Here is a 17,563-nt window from a genome sequence, read left to right on the forward strand (position 1 = left end):
ATCAACAACGTGTTTCATCGCCTGGCACACGGCGATGTGCCGTCGCGCGTGGTGCTCGAGTTCGCGAGCCGTTGACCGTAGAGGCGCCGAGCGCGCAAGGGAGAGCTAACGTGGCTGCCGTACCCGATCCTCAGTCCAGCCCCGGACCTGCCAGTCTGGAATCCGGGTCCGTCGACGCTGTGCTGTTGCGCGCGGGGCATGATCCCCATGCGCTGGTCCAGATTCTTCGCGAGGCGCAAGCACGGCACACGTGGCTGTCACGCGATCTGCTTGGCTATATCGCCGGCGCGCTTGGCCTGACACTCGCACATGTGGAAGGCGTCGCAACGTTCTATCGCTTTTTCCATACGAGCCCTGCCGGCGAGTACCGCGTGCTGTTCAGCGACAACATCACCGACCGCATGCAGGGTAACGCGGCCTTGCTGGATGATCTCTGCCGGCGCCTTGGCGTCGAGCGCGGGCAGATGCGCGAGGATGGCCGGGTCAGCGTCGATTTCTGTTCCTGCACGGGTCTCTGCGATCAGGGGCCGTCCCTGCTGATCAATCATCATCAGGTGGTCACGCGGCTCGACGCCGGGCGTATCGCGCAGCTTGCAGAGCTGATTGAATCGCGCGTGCCGGCAGCTCAATGGCCAGCGCACTGGTCCCGGGTAGACGATCACGTTCGTCGTGCCGATGTCCTGCTTGGCACGACGCTGATACCGGGTTCCGCGATTGCGGCCGCGCTGGCACGCGGCGTTCCCGCGCTGTTCGGCGAGATGAACCGCTCGAATCTGCGCGGGCGTGGCGGCGCCGGCTTTGTCACCGCCATGAAATGGCAGCTCTGCCGCGACGCCAAAGGCTCTGAACATTACATCGTATGCAACGCGGACGAAGGCGAACCGGGCACGTTCAAGGACCGCGTATTGCTGACCCGTCACCCCGACCTGGTGTTCGAAGGGATGACGATCGGTGCGCTGGCGATCGGCGCGCGGCGCGGGATGCTGTATTTGCGCGGCGAATACCGCTACCTGCTCGAGTCGCTACTGGACGTGCTGCAGCGCCGCCGCGTTGCGCACTTGCTGGGGGATTCAATTCTGGGCCATGCAGGTTTCGATTTCGACATCGATATCCACGTCGGCGCCGGTGCCTATGTGTGCGGCGAGGAGTCGTCGCTGATCGAATCGCTGGAGGGCAAGCGCGGCACGCCGCGCATCCGCCCGCCGTTTCCGGCGGAACACGGCTATCTGGACCAGCCGACCGTGGTGGATAACGTCGAGACCCTGTGCGCTGCCACGCACGTCGCGTTGCAGGGCGGCGCGTGGTGGGCGGCCATTGGCACGCCGAAATCCACCGGCACCAGCCTGCATTCAGTCTCGGGCGACTGCGAGCGGCCGGGCATCTATGAATATCCGCTGGGCACCAGCGTGGACCGTATCCTCGAAGATTGCGGCGCGCGCGATACCCAGGCGGTACAGGTCGGCGGGCCGTCTGGGAAGTGCCTTTCGGCCATCGAGTTCGGCCACCGGATTGCGTTCGAAGACGTGCCCTCGGCGGGGGCCTTCATGGTATTCGACCGCTCGCGCGACATGTTCGAGGTGGCGCGCAACTATGCCGGCTTCTTCGCCGAAGAAAGCTGCGGGTTCTGCACGCCATGCCGGGTCGGCACCGCGCTGGTGGTGAAGAGCATGGACAAGCTCGCCGCAGGCCGGGGCTCGCGTCATGACGTGGACCTGCTGTCGGACATCGACAGCCTGATGCACGGCACCACTCATTGCGGGCTCGGCGGCTCAGCCTGTAATGCGTTGCACGACACGATTGTGAAGTTCCGGCCCGCCTATGAGCGGCGTCTGAAGTCGCTGGAATTCGAGCCTGCATTCGATCTCGTCGCCGAGATCGAGGCGGCACGCCGTGTAACCGGGCGGGACGACGACACGGCCACGCAACGGGAGAGCGGAGCATGAGCACACCTGTCAACGCGGGCAGTACCAACGGTACCAGCCACGCTTTCTCGCTCGACGGAGAGGACGTCCCGTTCGAGCCTGGCGACACCATCCTGCAGGCCGCACGGCGAGCCGGTCGTCATATTCCCCACCTGTGCTGGCATCCGGACTTTCATCCGCAGGGTTCGTGCCGGGTGTGCACCGTGAAAGTCAAGGGCCGCCCTGGCTCGGCCTGCACGATGCACGCCGCTGATGGGCAAAAAGTCGAAAGCAACACCGACGAACTGAACGCTGAGCGAAAGATGCTGTTGCAGATGCTATTCGTCGAGGGCAATCACTTTTGCCCGTCGTGCGAAAAAAGCGGCAACTGCCTGCTGCAAGCGACGGCCTACGAGATGAACATGGAGGGCGTGCTGTTCGACGAGTTCTATCCGCGCCGGCCGATCGACGCGAGCCACGCCGACGTCATGATCGACTTCAACCGCTGCATTCTGTGCGAGTTATGCGTACGGGCGAGTCACGATATCGACGGCAAGGATGTTTTCGCTATCGCGGGGCACGGCATCGGCACACACCTGGTGGTCAACAGCGTCAGCGGCAAGCTCGTCGACACCGATATGGAATTGACCGACCGGGCCGCGAGCATTTGCCCGGTTGGCGCGATTCTGCCGAAGCGGCGCGGCTTCGTGATCCCGATTGGCGAGCGCCGCTACGACCCGCAGACGGCCGCCGATCCCGACACGCAGGAGGCGTCATGAGCACAGCCACGAGCGCGCAGACGAGCACCGCGACGGACGTCGATGCCGCCCATCGGCCTCGCAAGCTGAAGGTGGCGACGGTCTCGCTTGCAGGTTGCTTCGGCTGCCATACATCGTTCCTCGATATCGACGAGCGCCTGCTGGAACTGGTGCAACACATCGAGTTCGACCGCTCGCCGCTCACCGACATCAAGGAAGTCGGGCAGTGCGACATCGGTTTGATCGAAGGCGGTGTCTGCAATTCCGAAAACGTGGAGGTGCTGCTTGCGTTTCGCGCGCACTGCAAGACACTGGTGGCCATGGGCGCCTGTGCGATCAACGGCGGCCTGCCGGCCGAGCGCAACCGCTTCGCGCTGGCGGACGTGCTCAACGAAGTCTATCGCGATCGCGCGGGCCTTCGCGATGGCAGCGCGATTCCCAGTGATCCGGAATTGCCAGTCTTGCTCCAGCAGGTGCGTCCGATTCATGCGGTGGTGCATGTCGACTACTTTTTGCCAGGTTGCCCGCCGTCGGCGGATGCGTTCTGGAGCTTCCTGAACGACCTGATGGCCGGGCGCACGCCGCATCTCGGACACGCCCTGATGCACTACGACTGACAAAGGGAGAGCACCGCACCATGAGCTTCGACCTCGAAACGGCCGCCAATCCGAAAGGATTGCGGCGTGTGGCCATCGACCCGGTATCGCGCGTAGAAGGTCACGGCAAGGTGACGATCCTGCTGGACGAACAGGATCGCGTGCAGCAGGTGCGCCTGCATATCGTCGAGTTCCGCGGCTTCGAGAAGTTCATCGAAGGGCGGCCGTACTGGGAGGTCCCGGTGATGGTGCAGCGTCTGTGCGGCATCTGCCCGGTGTCGCACCAGTTGGCGGCGTCCAAGGCGATGGATCAGGTGGTTGGGGCACGGCCCGTCACGCGCAGCGCGGAGAAAATCCGCCGGCTGATGCACTACGGTCAGGTCATGCAGTCGCATGCGCTGCACTTCTTCTATCTTGCCTCGCCCGATCTTCTGTTCGGCTTCGATTCGGAGGTTGACCTGCGCAATATCGTCGGGGTGGCGCAGGCGCACCCCGACATCGCCAAAAAGGGCATCCTGTTGCGCAAATTCGGCCAGGAGCTGATCCGCGCCACCTCGGGTAAGCGTATCCACGGCACGGGTTCCGTGCCGGGTGGCATGAACCGGCATGTCAGCCAGGCGGATCGCGACATGCTGTACCGGGATGTCGATCAGATGATCGCCTGGGCGGCCGATGCCGTGGATATCACCAAACAGCTTCACGCGCAAAATCCGGCCCTCTACGACAGCTTCGGCAGCTTCCGTTCGAACATGCTGTCGCTGGTGCGCGCGGACGGCGCCATGGATCTCTACGACGGCGTACTGCGCGCCCGCGACGCCGACGGTGCGATCATCTTCGACGGTGCGAGCGACCAGGACTATATGAGCCTGATCGAGGAAGAAACGCGCCCTTGGACCTACATGAAGTTTCCGCATCTGCGCAGCCTCGGACGTGAGACCGGCTGGTATCGCGTCGGACCGCTGGCCCGCGTGCAGAACTGCGACTTCATCCCCAGTCCGCTGGCTGAAGCGCAGCGCAAGGAGTTCATCGACTGGGGCAAGGGCTCGCTGGTCCATGCGACGCTTGCCTACCACTGGGCGCGCATGATCGAGGTCTTGCACACGGCCGAGGTCATCAAGAGTCTGCTAGACGACCCCGATATCCTTCAGGGTGACTTGATGGCGAGCGGCGAGCGCCGCGCAGGCGGGGTGGGCATCATCGAAGCCCCGCGCGGCACGCTGATTCACGACTATCGCGTGAATGCCGACGATCTCGTCACGCAATGCAACCTGATCGTCTCCACGACGCACAACAACCAGGCCATGAACGAGGCCGTGCGCTCGGTGGCACGCGAATACCTGGATGGCAAGACGTTGACCGAGGGGCTGCTCAACCGCGTCGAGGTTGCGATCCGCGCCTTCGATCCGTGTCTGTCCTGCGCCACGCATGCGTTGGGACGGATGCCGCTTGACGTCTTGCTGCTGGGACCTGGCGGCGAACCGCTCGACCACTTGACGAAGTCGCACGATGGCGAGTTGATGCGCCATTCGCCAGCAAGCACGGGAGCAATGGCATGAGCGCACCGCTGCTGGTGTTCGGGTGGGGAAATCTGAGCCGTGGAGACGATGCGCTCGGTCCGTTGTTCGTACAGCAACTGCGGCTGCTGGCAGGAGCCGATGCCGGCAACCGGGTGGATTTCCTGGAGGACTACCAACTACAGGTCGAGCACGCACTCGACCTGGCTTCTCGCGAGCGCGTGCTGTTCGTGGATGCCAGCGTTAATTGCGCGATGCCTTTCGAGGTCACCACGCCGCGTCCATCGCGCGATACCAGCTTTACGACACACGCAATCTCGCCGCAAGCAGTGATGCACGTGTATCGGGACCTGTACCACGCCGAACCGCCGCCGTGCACGCTGCTGGCGATACGCGGCACGCATTTCGAATTAGGGGCGCCCCCCGGTTCCCTCGCACTCGATCATCTGGCACGGGCGTTGGCATGGGGGCAGGCCTGGCTGGAAGGGCTTGCGGCGCCGCCTCTCACTTTGTCCGAGGCTGCTCATGCATGAACTCAGCCTCGCGGGCGGCATCGTGAGCATGATTGAAGCAGCCGCCGCGCGCGAACACTTCCGGCGGGTTGCGCAACTGCGTCTGGAGATTGGCGCACTCGCCGGCGTCGAGCCCCAGGCCTTGCGTTTCGCGCTGACCGCCATGATGCCCGGCACTTGCCTCGCGGGCGGGGAGATCACGATCGACGAGATTCCCGGTATCGCCTCGTGCCTGCACTGCGGCGCCAGCGTAGAGATCGCAAGCCACACCGAAGCGTGCTCGCAGTGCGGCCAGTTCATGCTGAAGGCCACGGCGGGAACAGACCTGCGTGTAGTCGACATCCTTGTGTTCGACGATTGAAATTTTTCAGGAGAGATCCATGTGTGTCATCTGTGGTTGTGAAAGCGGGGCTGGCCCCGAACATACTCATACCGATGATGAGGCGGCCGGCGCTTCGCACGTCGCGCTGACGTCGGCCAATGGGGACCTGCATTACGGCACCGGCGCTGCGCGTTTGTCGGTGCCCGGCATGAGCCAGGCGCGGGCGATCCGCATTGAAGCCGACGTGCTGGATGAAAACAGACGTCACGCTAACCGCAATCGGGCGCATTTCGCCTCGCACCGTGTGACGGCGCTGAATCTGGTATCCAGCCCGGGTTCAGGCAAGACAACATTGCTTTGCGCCAGCATCGAAGCCCTAAGGGTACGTCGGCCAGGCCTTGCCGTCGCCGTGATCGAGGGCGACCAGCAGACCAGCGTCGATGCCGAGCGGATTCGCGCCACCGGTGCGCCGGCCGTTCAGGTCAACACGGGACGCGGATGTCATCTGGACGCGCAAATGGTCGGCGAAGCGTTTGCGCACCTCGATCTTCACGCGGCAGCGCATCACGGTCACGACGCCGGGGCGATGCTGTTCATAGAAAACGTCGGCAATCTGGTCTGCCCCGCGCTATGGGATCTGGGCGAGGCCGCCAAGGTCGTGGTTCTGTCGGTGACCGAGGGCGACGACAAGCCGCTCAAGTATCCAGACATGTTCGCCGCCGCGACGCTGATGGTCATCAACAAGATCGATCTGTTGCCCTACGTTAGCTTCGATGTGACCCGATGCATCGAGTATGCGCGGCAGGTCAATCCCACCATCGATGTGATTCGCGTCTCGGCTACGCGCGGCGACGGCATGGACGACTGGCTGAACTGGTTGCTGCCGCCACGCGCCGATGAGCATCTCCGACCCCAGAAGCAGTCCTTCCAGCGGCGCACTGGGCTGCAACAGGTCATGTGATGGAAATGCCTCTCTGCCTGCACGCCGTTCGCGATGACGACCCGCCGGTAAGCCAGCGGGGCGGCGAGGCGATTCGTGTGCGCGGCCTCGTGCAGGGCGTTGGCTTCCGGCCCGCTGTCTGGCGTCTCGCGCACGATTGCGGCGTGAGCGGCACGGTCTGCAACGACACCGAAGGCGTGCTGATTCATGCGTGGGCGGATATGCCGGCGCTTGACCGCTTCGTCGCGGGCTTGCATGGCCGCTGTCCGCCGCTTGGGCGGATCGACTCGGTGGAGCGGCGTGCGGTTTCCGATACGTCGCCATCGCCCGGCGTATTCAGGATCGTTGCGAGCGGTGGTGGTCTTGCCCATACGGGCGTGGCTCCCGACGCGGTGACTTGCCGGGCCTGTCTTGACGAGACGCTTGATCCATCGGGTCGCCGCTATCGCTATCCGTTCACAAACTGCACGCATTGCGGACCGCGCCTGTCGATTGTCGGCGCGATCCCCTACGATCGTTGCGCTACGACGATGGCTGCATTCCCGCTGTGCGCCGCCTGTCGCCGGGAATATGACGATCCCGCAGACCGGCGCTTTCATGCGCAAGCGGTGGCCTGTCCGGTGTGCGGGCCACGGGTATGGATCGAGCGGGCCGATGGCTCGGGGGAACGAGGCGATCCGCTTGAGACCGCGTGTCGTTATCTCCGGCTCGGCGGCATCGTGGCGATCAAGGGGCTGGGTGGTTTTCAGCTTGCGTGCATGGCGACTGCGCAGGCGACGGTGACGAAATTGCGCGTGCTGAAGCGCCGTGCGCGCAAACCGTTCGCGTTGCTGGCGCGAAACATGACGATGATCGAACGGTATTGCGTCGTGAGCAATGCAGACGCGGCGCTGCTGCAGAGCGCCGCGGGGCCTATCGTCATCATGCCGGCGATCGGGCAGCTAACGGGCGGCGAGCTTTCCGGCGTGGCGTCGGGCACCGCGACGTTAGGCTTCATGCTGCCGTCGACACCGTTGCATCATCTGATCATGCGTGCGCTCGACGTCCCACTTGTGCTCACTAGCGGCAACGTCGCGGACGAACCGCAATGCACCGCGAACGACGATGCTCGCGTCCGGCTCGCGGGTATCGCCGATGCATTTCTGATGCACGATCGCGACGTTGCCTCACGCATTGACGATTCAGTGGCGAGAGTGCTGCACGGCGTGCCGCGCCTGCTGCGCCGCTCGCGTGGCTACGCGCCTGCGCCGCTGCGACTGCCGCATGATTTCGCCGCCGCGCCACCGGTGCTTGCGATGGGCGCGCAACAGAAAAACGCATTCTGCCTTCTGCGCGAAGGCGAAGCGATCCTCTCGCATCACATCGGCGAGCTTGAAAACGGCGAGACCTATCGCGATTACAAGGCGTCGCTCGATCGATATGAAAAGCTGTTCGGGCACGACGCACGCATTGTCGCGGTCGATCTGCACCCCGAGTATCTGTCGCGCAAACTTGGAATAGACATCGCGCGGCAACGGAGTCTGCCGCTTGCCGAGATCCAGCATCATCATGCACATTTCGCCGCCTGTCTCGCGGAAAACGATATCGGCCTCGCTTCGAATGTTCTCGGCGTCGTCCTCGACGGCCTTGGTATGGGCGCTGGGCATGACCTCTGGGGCGGCGAATTCCTGCTGGGTGGATATGTCGACTGCGCGCGCGTGGCCAGCTTGATGCCGGTGGCGTTGCCGGGCGGCGCGCGCGCTGTCCTCGAGCCGTGGCGCAATACCTATGCCCATTTACACGCCAGCCTGGGGTGGGCATGGGTCTCGCAGCGATACGCCAGGCTCGAGCTCGTCCGCTTTCTTGCCGGCAGGCCGCTAGCGCTGCTTGAACAGATGATCGAACGCGGAGTGAACAGTCCGGTCGCGAGTTCGGCTGGACGTCTGTTCGACGCGGTGGCCGCGGCAAGCGGCGTATGCCGCGAGCGGGTGGAGTATGAAGGGCAGGCCGCAATCGAATTCGAGGCGCTGATCGACCGGCGAACACTAAATGATGAAGATGATGCACTGGCTTATCAGTTTCGCATTCGTGAAACATCGGACGCAGGAGACCCGCTTCTGATCGACGCGAAGCCGATGTGGATTGCGCTGCTCGACGACCTGATGCGCGCGACGCCGGCGCCGGTGATCGCCGCGCGCTTTCATAAAGGGTTCGCGGTCGCGATCGTGCAGATGGTCGAGCGTGTGTTTGAGTCGAGGCCGCGTGGATCGGAGCTTTCAGTGCGCACGGTCGCGCTGTCCGGGGGCGTCATGCAGAACGCAGTGCTTTTCGAACAGCTCTCGCAGCGGCTTGCCGCATGCGGCGTGGTGGTTCTGGCTCATCGCATGGTGCCCGCGAATGATGGCGGCATTGCGCTGGGGCAGGCCGCGATTGCCGCCGCGCGTGCGCTTGCAGGCATAGAGCAAAGGAACCCGTCATGTGCCTAGGCATTCCCGGACAGATCATCGCCATCCACGATGCGGTCAATAACCTGGCGCTGGTCGAGGTAAGTGGGGTACGGCGGTTGATCAACATCGCGTTCATTGTCGACGAAGAGCTGCCGCCGGCTGCGTGTGTCGGTGACTGGGTCCTTGTCCATGTCGGTTTCGCCATGAGCCGTCTCGACGAGGCAGAGGCGATGCACACACTCGCGTTGCTGCGCGAACTCGGTGAAATGGATGAGGCGGGAGAATTGGACGAGTTGGACGATCTGCGGAGCGCGACAGATACTTTCAGCGCGACAGGAAGCACACCATGAAATACGTCGACGAATTCCGCGATCCGGACAGAGCCCGTGCGCTGACGCTCGAGATTCATCGGCTAGTCGAACGGATCGACCGCACACGCGGCGGTCTGGAGCGGCCGTTGCAGATCATGGAGGTGTGCGGTGGTCACACGCATTCTATTTTTCGCTACGGGATTCACCAGATGCTGCCGCCGGAGGTCGAGTTCGTGCATGGTCCCGGTTGCCCCGTCTGCGTGCTGCCGATGGGACGCGTCGATGACTGTGTGGCGCTCGCTGAGCGGCCCGAAGTGATCTTCACGACCTTCGGCGACGCCATGCGCGTACCAGGCTCCCGCACGAGTTTGCTTAAGGCCAAGGCCGACGGCGCTGACGTGCGGATGGTTTATTCTCCACTCGACGCGCTGGAGATTGCGCGTGCGAACCCGCATCGCGAAGTGATCTTCTTTGGGCTCGGCTTTGAAACCACGATGCCGAGCACGGCAATGACGGTGCTTCAGGCGCATGCGGGGCATATCGAAAATTTTTCGCTGTTTTGCAACCACATTACCATCATTCCAACGCTCAAGGCCATTCTCGATTCGCCGGACCTGCGCCTCGACGGATTTCTCGGCCCGGGACACGTCAGCATGGTGATCGGAACCCGTGTGTATCGCTTCATTGCGGAGCAGTACCGGCGACCGATCACCGTCGCCGGATTCGAGCCGCTCGATGTGTTGCATTCGGTTTTCATGGTGTTGCGCCAGATTGCAGAGGGCCGCTGCGAAGTGGAAAACCAGTATGCCCGCATCGTGCCCGAGGATGGCAATGCGCAGGCGCTGTCGGCGATCCAGCAAGTATTCGAGCCGCGCGAGTTCTTTGAATGGCGCGGGCTTGGATCGATTGAACACTCCGGTGTGCGGATTCGCGATACGTTTGCCGCGTTCGACGCCGAGCGTAAGTTTCCTGTAGCCAACCTGCAGTTTTCCGATCCGCAGGCGTGCCAGTGCGGAGAGGTCCTGAAAGGTCTCATTAAACCGCATCAGTGCAAGGTGTTTGGCACTGCGTGTACACCAGACCGGCCACTTGGCGCCTTGATGGTTTCGAGCGAAGGCGCGTGCGCGGCGCACTATCGCTACGCACGCATCGATACCTCGGCGCTGACCGGACGCGCCGTTGTTCGGACTGGATCCGCTCCGGCGGCGCTGCGAGTGCAAGCATGAATGACAGGATCAACAAACTGCGGGACGTGACGATCAATCTCGGGCACGGTGGTGGCGGCCGGGCGATGCGCGATCTGATCGAAGACGTATTCGTCGCTACATTCGACAATCCTGCACTCGCGGCGCTGGAGGACCAGGCGGTGTTTCCGCTTGCCGAACTTGCGCGACACGGAGACCGCCTTGCATTTACCACCGATAGTTATGTCGTCGATCCGCTGTTCTTTCCCGGGGGCGACATCGGCGCGCTGGCGGTATCGGGCACGGTCAATGATCTCGCGATGTCGGGTGCAAAGCCGCTCTTCCTTTCATGTGGGATGGTGATAGAAGAGGGGCTTGCTGTCGATACACTGCGTCGCGTCGCGGCCAGTATGCAGCGGGTGGCGATCGAGGCGGGCGTATCGATTGTGACCGGCGACACCAAGGTGGTCGAGCGTGGCAGCGCGGACAAGCTGTTCATCAACACGGCCGGGATCGGCATCGTACCGGCGGGAGTGAATATTTCCGCCCGCCGCGCCCAGGTGGGGGACGCCGTAATCGTGAACGGCTTTCTTGGGGACCACGGCGTGGCGATCCTGATTGCGAGGCAGCAACTCGCCTTGCAGGCCGACGTTGCCAGCGACTGCGGGCCGCTGGGCTCGCTGGTAGCGACGATGCTCGGCGCGTGCGACGACATTCATTGCATGCGGGACGCGACGCGCGGCGGTATGGCGACTGTGTTGAACGAATTCGCGATTTCGTCGGACGTTGCGATCCATATACAGGAGACCGCGATACCGGTACGGGAAGAGGTCAGGGGCGCATGTGAACTTCTCGGGCTCGATCCGCTCTATCTGGCCAACGAGGGCAAACTGATTGCGCTCGTACCCGCGCGCTGCGCACAGCGGCTACTTGCAGCAATGCGCCGCCATCCGGCTGGAACACACGCGGCCATCATCGGCGAGGTGGTCGCGCAGCCCGCAGGGATTGTGATCCTGCAAACGGAGTTCGGCGGTCAGCGGATTGTAGACATGCTGGTCGGCGAACAGCTGCCGCGCATCTGCTAGCGCGGTCATCATTGCGATGTCCGGCGGGGCAGCAGCGATTTACCTGGAAGAGAACCACTAGGAGAAGAAATGATTACCTTTTATGAGTTCGACGACCAACAGTCTCAATCCGAGGCCCTCGCGAAGGCGGTGGGCGGCGCTTTACATGCGTCGCTCGGCGCACAGGTGGTCACGCCGGCGGACGGAGCGCGCCATGCAACGCTCGCAGTGTCTGGTGGAACCAGTCCGCGTCCATTTCTGCAAACATTGTCCACTCAACCGTTCGACTGGGCGCGCATTGACGTGACGCTGGTCGACGACCGCTGGGTTCCCGAAACGGATAGCGACAGCAACTCGCGTTTTGCGCACGAGACGCTGTTGCAGAATGCCGCGCAAGCCGCTGCGTTCTGGCCGCTAGTCGACACCAGCCAATCACTCGACGCGCATGTCGCCGCACTGAACGCCGACCCGGCTCGCAAGCTACCGGACGTCGCCGTCCTGGGCATGGGGGAAGACGGCCACACCGCGTCGATCTTCGCGGATTCACCTGAATGGGACGGCGCGATCACCACGAATGCACGCTTCATTGCCGTGCACCCGGGCAGCGCGCAGCATGCCCGGGTGAGCATGTCGTTATCTGCACTGAAACAGGTTGGCCATCTGTTTTTGCTGATTGCCGGTTCTCGCAAGCGCGATGTGCTGAACGCGGCGGCCGCTACACTCCAAAGAAATGCCATCTCGCAGTTGGCCAATGCCAAGGACGTGAAATTGGACGTCTACTGGTCTGCAGACTAGTCTGGGCCGGTCTCGCAACAGGTGTCGGCTTCGGCTGCAGAAGCGGAACGCCGGCGGAGTGGATTGGCTAGCTGTTCATGGGACGAAATGCAATCGGAGCCACAGCAAGGGTTTGACAGCCTTATCGGGGCAGTTCATGCGCCGCCGCGGCTACCTCGGTCTGACCAGGGTTGGCCGCGTCCGCGACCGTGGCTTGCGCTTGCCGGCCCGGCACCAGCAGCACCGGAAGGCTTGCGCTGCGCACGACGCGTTCGGCCACGCTGCCTAGAAACAGACGCTTGAAACCCCGGCGCCCGTGCGTGCCGAGCACCAGCAGATCTGCATTGAATTCGTTAGCCGAGATCCGGATGCGCTCCGAAATGTCCTCGCCGACTGGCGCTACGTCGACAATTCGTGGCACACCGGCCACGCTCTCGTGCTTCATCCGCGCCAGTGCATCGGCCAACAGCCGCTTGCCTTCCTCAACGAAGGCATCGCGCAGGTTCGTCGGGTCGTAGCCGAACGCGTCGTACGCCATCAACGGGTTGTCGACGACGTAGAGCGGCTGCAACTGTGCATCGCTATCGCGTGCGAGTTGCAGCGCGGTATCGAACGCATGTTCAGACGTCTCGCTGCCGTCAATCGCTACCAGAATGCGTTTATACATATCGGCCTCGAAGAATTCGTTTGGACGGTGAGCGCCGTCCCAGGATGGGAATGTAGGACATAGAGCAATGCGGGGCCTGAAATCAGCGGCTTGAGCACAACCCCCATCGCTAAACCGAGCTGACGCCGAACACTCCGGACGCCAAATCGCACTCGAACTCGGCGTGCCACGCTGTGCCTTGACCAGCGGCATAAACAACAGACTTGTCATTACTGCGTCGAGTCACCATGACTTGTCGGCGAATCGGGCCCGCACTATTGGCCGCCCGATACTGATCCTCGTCACGGATGTCGAAATCGATGATATCGAAGCCATGACTGGCAAAAATTGACTCCGCGTCAGCTTTTTCGTCTTCACTGAACTCATGAAACTGATGCGTGGCCATGTGCGCCGTCCGGTTATAAGATGAGCGGGTCGTTTACTACGCGATCGTAATGTCGTTCACCACCGCGGTCGCCCCTGGCGTGGACCACGCGGTCATCGCAGCAAGCTCGCGATCATGCGGCGTCCGGGCAGTGCCGGTCAGCCGCACCGTTCCACCGTGCGCGGTCGCCGTGATGTTCTGTGGGTCGGACCAGGAGCGATAAAGGGCGTGCATGAGGTTTCCGCGCACCTGCAAAACATCGACTCCAGCTTTGATCGCAATCTGATTTGATACGCCGACCACCCCTAGCAGTCTGCGTACGTCCTGGACGGCTGCCTCTCTCTGAAAATTCCAGTCTACCTCTCCGCTCAGGGTGATCCAGCCGGTTTCGACCTTAACCTTGACTGCAGCCCTTGGCACGGCGACGTCCCACTCGAGTCGATTGAGAACTGCTGCAGCGATATCGCTATCGCTGCGCTTCGCGTCGAAACCGAGTCGAACCTCGATTTCTTCGGCTACCGCCTCGACGCCCTTCACGCGGGCGGCGGCAGCTTCGGCTGCGTGTTTCTCCGCGTAGCTCTCGACGTGACCGGTTAGCGTAACGATGCCTGAGATCGCGGTCACTCCAATATGAGCAGCCGTCACACTCGGCTCCCACGCAAGTTCCGCAAGAACTGCCTGTTGCAGCTTGGTGTCGTCATAGATGACTGCCATGATGCCTCCGGGAAAATTGATGAGTGGACGATGAACTGAGAGCGTTAAGCGCATTCAGAGCGTGAAGAGGTCACCCTCCGCGCATACTCCGCGCGAGCGTTCGTTGACTCTGAAGAAGTCGCCGTGTCAATCTTCACTATGGTAGGGCGGTTAATGTTAGCGCGACAGAGTCGGAAACTACTCAGATATCTCCGCTCTGAGGAACAGGGGCCCACTGACGTGAATCGGGTGCTTCCGACTCATATGCAATGGACCGCTGCGAATCGGTTTTTCTTAAGCAAGCCTTGAACTGGATGGCTTGAGTGTTTTCCGAAGCTGTTGTGTCAGGCCTATGTCAGGTACTGTGCGTTTAGATGCGACTCGATTCGTCGAGTCAAACAGACGTAGCCACTCCCGGTTGACTGTGACAGCCCGCCATCATTTTGGACAGATGCCACGCATGACAGGTCGCCCAGTTCACGCCCCGCGCCGGCCCCTCACGCCACGCTTTCCGCCGGCATTTTTGACGTCGACGGCGTGCTGCTCGCGTTTCCTCACGAACGTGCCTGATATCGACATGGGCAGCAGCCAGGCTCCGGAGCCAGTCTCATGAGCGACACTACCCTGGCCGCACCCGCTTCGGCACCCAATGAGACGGCCGCCGGCAACGCACCGGCACCGGGCGGCCTGAGTTCCGGCGAAGCGCGCGCGCGACTCGCCAAGTCGGGCCCGAATGCCATGCCTGACACGTCGGTGCACCCCTTGCGCACGGCGATCGGGAAATTCTGGTCTCCCGTGCCGTGGATGCTCGAAGCTGCGATCGTTCTCCAGTTGGTGCTCGGCAAATACGTCGAGGCTGGCATCATCGCCGGGCTGCTGGTGTTCAATGCCGTGCTCGGGCTGTTTCAGGAGAGCCGTGCTCAAGCCACGCTCGCGGCGCTGAAATCACGACTCGCACTGAACGCCTCTGTCTGCCGGGACGGTAAGTGGTCCACCATTGCCGCCGCTGACCTTGTACCCGGTGATGTCGTCAAACTGTCGCTTGGGGGCATCGTGGCGGCGGACATGCGTCTGCTGTCGGGCAACACGCTGCTCGATCATTCGATGCTCACCGGCGAATCGGTGCCGATCGAAGCCACGGTCGGTACGCAGACTTTTGCCGGCGCGCTGGTGCGCCGCGGCGCGGCAGAGGCGGTAGTGACAGCTACGGGCACCAACACACGTTTCGGCCGCACTGCCGAGCTGGTGCGCACCGCGCACGTGGTGAGTTCGCAGCAGAAGGCTGTACTGCTGGTCGTGCGCAATCTCGCCATATTCAGTGGCGTTGTCATTGTGCTGCTGATCGGCGGTGCGTTGTATTTACGGATTCCGTTTGCCGACATCGTCCCGCTGGTGCTCACTGCCGTGCTGGCATCGATCCCGGTTGCGCTGCCCGCCACGTTCACGCTGTCGGCCGCACTCGGTGCGCGCGCGTTGGCTGCGCGCGGCGTCCTGTCGACACGACTGACGGCCGTGGACGAAGCCGGCACCATGGATGTGCTGTGTGCCGACAAGACCGGCACGCTGACGCGCAATGCACTGACGGTCACGATGGTCTGGCCGAGCCCGGGTTTCGACAAAGGGCATGTACTCTCACTGGCGGCGCTTGCCAGCGCGGAAGGTAGCCAGGACCCGGTCGATAGCTCAATCTGGGCGGTTGCCTCAGGCGACATCAAGGCAACCGCACTGAAGCTGACCGACTTCACGCCGTTCGATCCCGCTAAAAAAATGTCCGAAGCGAGCGCCACCGACTCGAGCGGCGCCACGCTAAAAATCCTGAAGGGCGCATTCGCGGTTATCGCGGCGCTCTCAGAGCCGATGCCGGCAGCCGCAGCGCAGGCCAGCGAACTGGAAGGAAAGGGCTTTCGGGTGTTGGCGGTGGCGACCGGAGCGCCGTCTGCATTGAAGATTGCCGGGCTCATCGCGCTAAGCGACCCACCGCGCGACGACTCTGCCTCGCTTGTGACCGAATTGCATGGTCTTGGCGTGCAAGTCATGATGGTGACGGGCGACGCGCCGGCCACAGCAGCCATCGTCGCGCATGCGGTGGGGCTCGATGGTGCGACGTGTCCCCCAGGCGCCATTCCGGCTGACGTCCGGCCTGACGCCTATGCGGTGTTCGCGGGCGTGTTGCCTGAAGACAAATATAACCTCGTCAAGGCGTTTCAGCATGGCGGCCACATTGTCGGAATGTGCGGCGACGGTGCGAACGATGCACCGGCGTTGCGTCAGGCGCAGATCGGCATTGCTGTATCAACGGCAACCGACGTCGCGAAATCGGCTGCCGGGATGGTGCTCACTGAGCCTGGACTCGCGGGTATTGTCGCGGCCGTAAGGGAAGGGCGCGTCACGTTCCAGCGCATTCAGACCTATACGCTCAATTCGATTCTTAAGAAAATCGTCACTTCGATGCTGCTGGTGACCGGTCTGGTGATCACCGGACAGGCCGTGCTAACCCCGCTCCTGATGGTGATCTTGATGATCGCGGGCGACTTTCTCGCGATGTCGTTGACCACCGATAACGTCGATCCGTCGCCCACCCCGAATGCATGGAAAATCGGCAACCTGACGCTCGCTGGCATCGCGATCGGCATGGCATTGCTCGCGTTCTGCGGCGGTGGTCTCGCCATTGGTCACTATGGTCTGCATCTTGGGATTGATAGGCTGCGCACGCTGACGTTCCTTCTTCTTGTGTTCGGTAGTCAGGCAACGCTCTACGCTATTCGCGAACGCCGGAAAATGTGGGGCACGCGTCCGAGCCTTTGGCTGGTCGTTTCGTCCGTGGCCGATATCGTCATTGCTTTGATGCTTGCTGTTGGCGGAATCGCCATGACACCGATCTCCGCCAAGGTAGCCGTTTGCGTGCTGGTCACGGCAATTGTATTTTCGGTTGCGCTGAACGCGATAAAGATTCCGATCTGCAGACGTCTGAATATTGCTTAGTACGTAATCGTCGTGAATAGTTTTCAAGTCTGTCCATGCCGTTCGTTGGCCGCTAATATCGACGTACCTGCCGCACATTGGGCTCGCAGCGCGAGCTGCTGGAATACGGCGAAAGCGAGGAGGGCGAAATGACGTGATCTGCTTGGGTAGGCACCTTGGCTGCGATGGCCGTCGCCGCGGCGATCACGCCATAGAGCGCCTTCGCCTGCAACGGCAGACGGGCAAGACCCACTGGCCATGTGAGCCGTTCGCCCATCGCATAGGCACCTGAGATGGCCAGCACTGGCAGCGTCAAAAAACCGGTGCCGATAATGCCGGCGGCAAAGGTGACCAACGTGGCCAGCGAGCGTCGAGCCATTCCATCGGGCAATTGATGGTTGCCCGCCCGACCGCGTTTGCCCGAAACCAGTCCGGCAACACCCGCAGCCTGGTAGCGCTGCACCAGCCGGCTGACCTGACGCTCACACAGCTGCAGCCGTTCAGCCGCCAGTACGATCGTCAGGCGATGCTGGACGACCGCCTCGATGATCTTCACGCGCTCGAGCTCGTGCATGC

Annotated in this window: 17 protein-coding genes; 13 read left to right on the top strand and 4 right to left on the bottom strand. The window is 62.5% G+C overall.

Annotated elements, in window-relative coordinates; all coding sequences use genetic code 11:
* Positions 1-110 precede the first annotated feature (110 nt).
* From M0954_RS30185 to pgl, 12 genes are all read left to right on the top strand, one after another.
* Positions 111-1,943, top strand: coding sequence for an NAD(P)H-dependent oxidoreductase subunit E (locus M0954_RS30185; protein ID WP_297357163.1), 1,833 nt, complete (start codon positions 111-113; stop codon positions 1,941-1,943).
* Complete coding sequence (locus M0954_RS30190) at positions 1,940-2,680, top strand: 2Fe-2S iron-sulfur cluster-binding protein (RefSeq protein WP_297357165.1); 741 nt, start codon at positions 1,940-1,942, stop codon at positions 2,678-2,680. Before M0954_RS30185 ends, M0954_RS30190 begins: the two co-directional genes overlap by 4 nt.
* A complete protein-coding gene (locus M0954_RS30195) occupies positions 2,677-3,276 on the top strand; it encodes an NADP oxidoreductase (RefSeq protein WP_183143161.1) in 600 nt (199 codons plus the stop codon). The genes M0954_RS30190 and M0954_RS30195 overlap by 4 nt, the downstream gene beginning before the upstream one ends.
* Before the next feature lie 20 nt (positions 3,277-3,296).
* On the top strand, positions 3,297-4,811 hold the full coding sequence (locus M0954_RS30200) for a Ni/Fe hydrogenase subunit alpha (protein ID WP_122154807.1): 1,515 nt from the start codon (positions 3,297-3,299) through the stop codon (positions 4,809-4,811).
* Positions 4,808-5,302, top strand: a complete 495-nt coding sequence (locus tag M0954_RS30205) for a hydrogenase maturation protease (protein WP_122154806.1) — start codon at positions 4,808-4,810, stop codon at positions 5,300-5,302. The genes M0954_RS30200 and M0954_RS30205 overlap by 4 nt, the downstream gene beginning before the upstream one ends.
* Positions 5,295-5,642, top strand: coding sequence for a hydrogenase maturation nickel metallochaperone HypA (locus tag M0954_RS30210; protein WP_122154805.1), 348 nt, complete (start codon positions 5,295-5,297; stop codon positions 5,640-5,642). The genes M0954_RS30205 and M0954_RS30210 overlap by 8 nt, the downstream gene beginning before the upstream one ends.
* Before the next feature lie 19 nt (positions 5,643-5,661).
* Entirely contained in the window at positions 5,662-6,564 is a 903-nt protein-coding gene (gene hypB / locus M0954_RS30215; protein ID WP_297357167.1) for a hydrogenase nickel incorporation protein HypB, read from the top strand.
* Positions 6,564-9,008, top strand: a complete 2,445-nt coding sequence (gene hypF / locus M0954_RS30220; RefSeq protein WP_297357169.1) for a carbamoyltransferase HypF — start codon at positions 6,564-6,566, stop codon at positions 9,006-9,008. The genes hypB and hypF overlap by 1 nt, the downstream gene beginning before the upstream one ends.
* Positions 8,999-9,319 carry a HypC/HybG/HupF family hydrogenase formation chaperone gene (locus tag M0954_RS30225; protein WP_144156255.1) on the top strand — a complete coding sequence of 107 codons (321 nt, stop codon included), beginning with the start codon at positions 8,999-9,001 and terminating at the stop codon, positions 9,317-9,319. Before hypF ends, M0954_RS30225 begins: the two co-directional genes overlap by 10 nt.
* Positions 9,316-10,506 carry a hydrogenase formation protein HypD gene (gene hypD / locus M0954_RS30230; protein WP_122154802.1) on the top strand — a complete coding sequence of 397 codons (1,191 nt, stop codon included), beginning with the start codon at positions 9,316-9,318 and terminating at the stop codon, positions 10,504-10,506. Before M0954_RS30225 ends, hypD begins: the two co-directional genes overlap by 4 nt.
* Positions 10,503-11,549: a hydrogenase expression/formation protein HypE gene (gene hypE / locus M0954_RS30235; protein ID WP_122154801.1), complete on the top strand. Its 1,047-nt coding sequence runs from the start codon at positions 10,503-10,505 to the stop codon at positions 11,547-11,549. The genes hypD and hypE overlap by 4 nt, the downstream gene beginning before the upstream one ends.
* Positions 11,550-11,618: 69 nt before the next feature.
* Entirely contained in the window at positions 11,619-12,323 is a 705-nt protein-coding gene (gene pgl, locus M0954_RS30240) for a 6-phosphogluconolactonase (protein WP_122154800.1), read from the top strand.
* A 121-nt stretch (positions 12,324-12,444) separates the two neighbouring features.
* On the opposite strand, the gene M0954_RS30245 is transcribed toward pgl, so the two are convergent.
* From M0954_RS30245 to M0954_RS30255, 3 genes are all read right to left on the bottom strand, one after another.
* Positions 12,445-12,969, bottom strand: coding sequence for a universal stress protein (locus M0954_RS30245; RefSeq protein WP_297357171.1), 525 nt, complete (start codon positions 12,967-12,969; stop codon positions 12,445-12,447).
* A gap of 109 nt (positions 12,970-13,078) precedes the next feature.
* Positions 13,079-13,354, bottom strand: a complete 276-nt coding sequence (locus M0954_RS30250) for a hypothetical protein (protein ID WP_122154798.1) — start codon at positions 13,352-13,354, stop codon at positions 13,079-13,081.
* A 36-nt stretch (positions 13,355-13,390) separates the two neighbouring features.
* Positions 13,391-14,047 (bottom strand): BON domain-containing protein, encoded by a 657-nt coding sequence (locus M0954_RS30255; RefSeq protein WP_208297103.1) that lies wholly within the window; start codon positions 14,045-14,047, stop codon positions 13,391-13,393.
* A 588-nt stretch (positions 14,048-14,635) separates the two neighbouring features.
* Here M0954_RS30255 and M0954_RS30260 point away from each other — a divergent pair.
* Complete coding sequence (locus M0954_RS30260; protein ID WP_297357173.1) at positions 14,636-17,008, top strand: HAD-IC family P-type ATPase; 2,373 nt, start codon at positions 14,636-14,638, stop codon at positions 17,006-17,008.
* 52 nt (positions 17,009-17,060) lie between these two features.
* Here M0954_RS30260 and M0954_RS30265 read toward each other — a convergent pair whose 3' ends face one another.
* Positions 17,061-17,543 carry a helix-turn-helix domain-containing protein gene (locus tag M0954_RS30265; protein ID WP_297357175.1) on the bottom strand — a complete coding sequence of 161 codons (483 nt, stop codon included), beginning with the start codon at positions 17,541-17,543 and terminating at the stop codon, positions 17,061-17,063.
* Positions 17,544-17,563: the final 20 nt, after the last annotated feature.

The sequence above is a fragment of the Paraburkholderia sp. genome, assembly GCF_026225065.1.
Taxonomy (GTDB): Bacteria; Pseudomonadota; Gammaproteobacteria; order Burkholderiales; family Burkholderiaceae; genus Paraburkholderia.

Excerpts from the sequence above, each read along its gene's own strand:
- M0954_RS30190 (WP_297357165.1), top strand. The coding sequence starts at position 1,940 with ATGAGCACACCTGTCAACGCGGGCAGTACCAACGGTACCAGCCACGCT.
- M0954_RS30195 (WP_183143161.1), top strand. The coding sequence starts at position 2,677 with ATGAGCACAGCCACGAGCGCGCAGACGAGCACCGCGACGGACGTCGAT.
- M0954_RS30200 (WP_122154807.1), top strand. The coding sequence starts at position 3,297 with ATGAGCTTCGACCTCGAAACGGCCGCCAATCCGAAAGGATTGCGGCGT.
- M0954_RS30205 (WP_122154806.1), top strand. The coding sequence starts at position 4,808 with ATGAGCGCACCGCTGCTGGTGTTCGGGTGGGGAAATCTGAGCCGTGGA.
- M0954_RS30210 (WP_122154805.1), top strand. The coding sequence starts at position 5,295 with ATGCATGAACTCAGCCTCGCGGGCGGCATCGTGAGCATGATTGAAGCA.
- hypB (WP_297357167.1), top strand. The coding sequence starts at position 5,662 with ATGTGTGTCATCTGTGGTTGTGAAAGCGGGGCTGGCCCCGAACATACT.
- hypF (WP_297357169.1), top strand. The coding sequence starts at position 6,564 with ATGGAAATGCCTCTCTGCCTGCACGCCGTTCGCGATGACGACCCGCCG.
- M0954_RS30225 (WP_144156255.1), top strand. The coding sequence starts at position 8,999 with ATGTGCCTAGGCATTCCCGGACAGATCATCGCCATCCACGATGCGGTC.
- hypD (WP_122154802.1), top strand. The coding sequence starts at position 9,316 with ATGAAATACGTCGACGAATTCCGCGATCCGGACAGAGCCCGTGCGCTG.
- hypE (WP_122154801.1), top strand. The coding sequence starts at position 10,503 with ATGAATGACAGGATCAACAAACTGCGGGACGTGACGATCAATCTCGGG.
- pgl (WP_122154800.1), top strand. The coding sequence starts at position 11,619 with ATGATTACCTTTTATGAGTTCGACGACCAACAGTCTCAATCCGAGGCC.
- M0954_RS30245 (WP_297357171.1), bottom strand. The coding sequence starts at position 12,969 with ATGTATAAACGCATTCTGGTAGCGATTGACGGCAGCGAGACGTCTGAA.
- M0954_RS30250 (WP_122154798.1), bottom strand. The coding sequence starts at position 13,354 with ATGGCCACGCATCAGTTTCATGAGTTCAGTGAAGACGAAAAAGCTGAC.
- M0954_RS30255 (WP_208297103.1), bottom strand. The coding sequence starts at position 14,047 with ATGGCAGTCATCTATGACGACACCAAGCTGCAACAGGCAGTTCTTGCG.
- M0954_RS30260 (WP_297357173.1), top strand. The coding sequence starts at position 14,636 with ATGAGCGACACTACCCTGGCCGCACCCGCTTCGGCACCCAATGAGACG.